Origin of the sequence: Raineyella antarctica, assembly GCF_900092135.1 — a bacterium.
Lineage (GTDB): Bacteria > Actinomycetota > Actinomycetes > Propionibacteriales > Propionibacteriaceae > Raineyella > Raineyella antarctica.
The window spans coordinates 1-3,021 of sequence record NZ_FMYF01000026.1 but is presented as its reverse complement, the minus strand read 5'-3'; the positions used below and the strand labels follow the sequence as shown (position 1 = coordinate 3,021).

At 70.6% G+C, this 3,021-nt stretch carries 1 protein-coding gene; it reads right to left on the bottom strand.

The window, feature by feature from the left end:
• The coding region (locus GA0111570_RS17915; protein ID WP_217634251.1) for a N,N-dimethylformamidase beta subunit family domain-containing protein at positions 1 to 2,882 on the bottom strand (2,882 nt) is incomplete at its 3' end.
• Positions 2,883 to 3,021 lie beyond the last annotated feature (139 nt).

Below are 3,021 nucleotides of genomic sequence, written 5' to 3'. Positions count from 1 at the left end.
GCCTCATCGAACACCGCCGACACCCCAGACGACACACCCACCCCCGTCGCACCCGACACCGGACTCACCGACACCACCTTCGGCGCCGTCGTGTCGGTGGTGGTGGATCCCACGCTGACGGTCACGGAGGCAGCGGACCCGAGGTTCGCGCTGTCGTCGGCCGCCCGCGCGCGGATCGTCACCGATCCTGCCGAGCCGGCCGTCCACTGGTAGGTCCACGAGGCGCGCCCGGTGGCCGGGTGCCAGCTGGTGCCTCCGTCGGTGGATACCTCAACGCCTCCGACCCGGCCACCGACATCGCTCGCGGTGCCGGACACCGTCATCGTCGCCCCGGGCGCGATGACGGCTCCGGGGGCCGGGGAGGAGATCGCCGCGGTGGGCGGCGTCTGGTCGGTGGAGGCGGTCGCCGGGCTCAGGCCCGTCGCGATCGTGGCCGGCTGAGCACCCATGTCGGCAAGCAGGTTGACGGTCGCCTGTTGCATCGGCACGCTGACCGGGGTGCCGGACCGGTCGTGGGTCGCGTCCAGGCCCCAGGTCCACTGCACCGTCCCGGCGCCGAAGACGAGGCCTCCCCCCTGCTGCCGGTAGAGGGTGAGGTTGTGGCGCGCGGTTCCGGAGCCGTACGTGGAGCCGTAGTCCTGCAGGACGGGGGCGTTGGGGACCGTCGTAGAGGACAGGCGGACCGTGCCCACCGGGCGGGAGCCGTTGTCGAGGTCGGAGTCCCACTCGTAGCCGAGGGTGCCGTTCGGCAAGGTCGCCGAGCTGCCGGGCGACAGGGACGCGATGGAGGTACCGCGCCAGAAGCGCATCTTCCCGTCGGCCTCCGGCACCACGATGGACGTGGTGGCGCCGTCGTTCACCATGAAGATCGTGCCGGTCAGGGCGTTCTCCGGACGGCCGCCGTCCGAGGGCGGGCTGAACCGTGGGTCGCGCCAGGTGCCGGTCCAGGAGGGTGAGGGGTCGATCTTCGCGTTGGCGTGGGTCTCCTTGTAGCAGACCAGGGTGCGGTACGCCGTGCCGGACCCGTCGATGCTGGTCTCCCAGCGGGTCTTCCAGAAGACCTCGTTGCCCGAGAAGAAGGCGAGGTTCAGCCCCGTGCCGCGGGCCGACTCGACGTTGGCCCGCTGGCCTCCCGACCAGTACTCGTCGTGCCCGACGGACAGGAACGTCCGGTGACGGCCGAGCGGGGTGGCGCCCAACCTGTCGGTGTCGATGCCGGACTGGTAACTGACGTCGTAGCCATTGCGCTCGAGCCAGCGGATCATCGGGTACTCGGCGTTGAAGAGCCAGTCCTGTCCCCCGTCGACGCCACGGGTGACGAAGGGCCGGTTGTAGCTCACCTTGTAGGCCCGGCCGTCGGGCGACCCCGTGTACAGGCTGTTGCCGCCGTAGGTGTTGTACGCCTGCCAGGTGGTGTCGGAGGTCTGGACGAGCACGTCGGAGGTGCGCGCGTCATCTCGCACCACGAACGGGACGTGGCTCGCACCGCCGGTGTCGGAGCGTACGGGGCGCGCGATGTACAGGCCCGAGGTGGCCGCGGAGGGCACCGTCCAGGTCGCCGAGACCCTCCAGTTGCCGCAGTCGATGAGTCCGGTGGTGGCGTCGGTGAGGCAGTTCGACTGCTTGCGTACGTCCGTCGGGGTGATGCTCGCGACCTTGCGGGCCCCCTGCCCGCCGTAGTAGCCCAGCCGGTAGATGTCGATGCGGTACGCGGACGCGGTCGTGTCGATCTTGAACGACACCGTCGTGGTCTGGCCGGACTGCGGTCGCGTCACGCTGATGTCCGTGGCGAAGCCCTGGATGGAGGGATCACCCGCACCGGAGACGTCCCACTCCGAAGCCGGACTGCCCGGCAGGCAGTTCTCCGCGACCGTGGCATTGGCCGGGGTGTCGCACGGTCCCGACGAACCCGTGGTGAAACTCCACGTCCTGTCCTGGGCGAGCGGGTTGCCGGCCAGGTCCTTGACGCCGGAGGCACCGCCCTTGATCGTGGCGGTGTAGCCGGTCACGGGGGCGAGGCTCGCGGACGGCTGCAGGCTCAGCGATCGGGTCGCCGCGTCGTACGCCACCGTGGCGGCGACGGGGGTGGCCCCGCCCGTCGGGACCAGCGTCACCGTCGACGTCGAGATGGTCGCCGGGTCCATCGCCTCGCTGAACACCGCGGACACCGGAGCGGTCCGGGCGACCCCGGTCGCGCCGTCGGCCGGGACCACCGAGGTCACCGTGGGCGCGGTGGTGTCGGGGGCGACCGTCGAGGTGAACACGACGTCCACCCAGTAGTTGCTGGCCCGCCAGGACTGGGTCGGGAACGTGCTGGTGGCGCTGTAGGAGTACACCCCGTTCGAGCCGTCGACGCCGTCCCGCAGGGCGTGCAGCGGCGGGTTGTCCACGCCGGATGTGGCGAAGAAGTCGGCGTCGGCGGCGTAGTAGCCGGACGTGGTGTGGTACGACGCCACGTACGTGGTTCCGGCGGTGACGGGCACCGGCGCACCGAAGTCCACCTGCTGCCAGCCCGAACTGGTCTCCGTGGTGAACACCGCCGTGGCGAGCCGGGTGCCGGTCGAGGTCCAGAGGTTGCCGGTGTGGGTGCCGGTGTTCGGCGTGCCCTTCCAGAACCGTACGCCGGTGACGTACCCGTCGACGTCGGTGCGGAACTTCACTCCCAGTTCCACCGCGTTCGGATCGGAGTCCACGGTGGTGACCGGGGTCGCCGTGTCCGGCCAGATGGTCGAGGTCCCGGCGGCAAGGGCGGTCGTCGTACCGAGCCCGGCCCGTCCGGCCCCGGCCAGCCCGCCCATCGTCGTCAACCCGAGGGCCAGCACCAGGGCCAGCACCGCGGCCCGGAGGGGGCGCCCGTACCTGCCGGACTTGTTCGCGTTCATCGGACTGCTTCTTTCCTCGTATCAGGATCCGCGGGCCAGAAGGTTCACGGGGTGGTGGTGAAGACCACGTCGACCCAGTTGTTGCTGGACCGCCAGGACTTGGTCGGGAAGGTACCCGCCGTGCCGTACGCATACACCC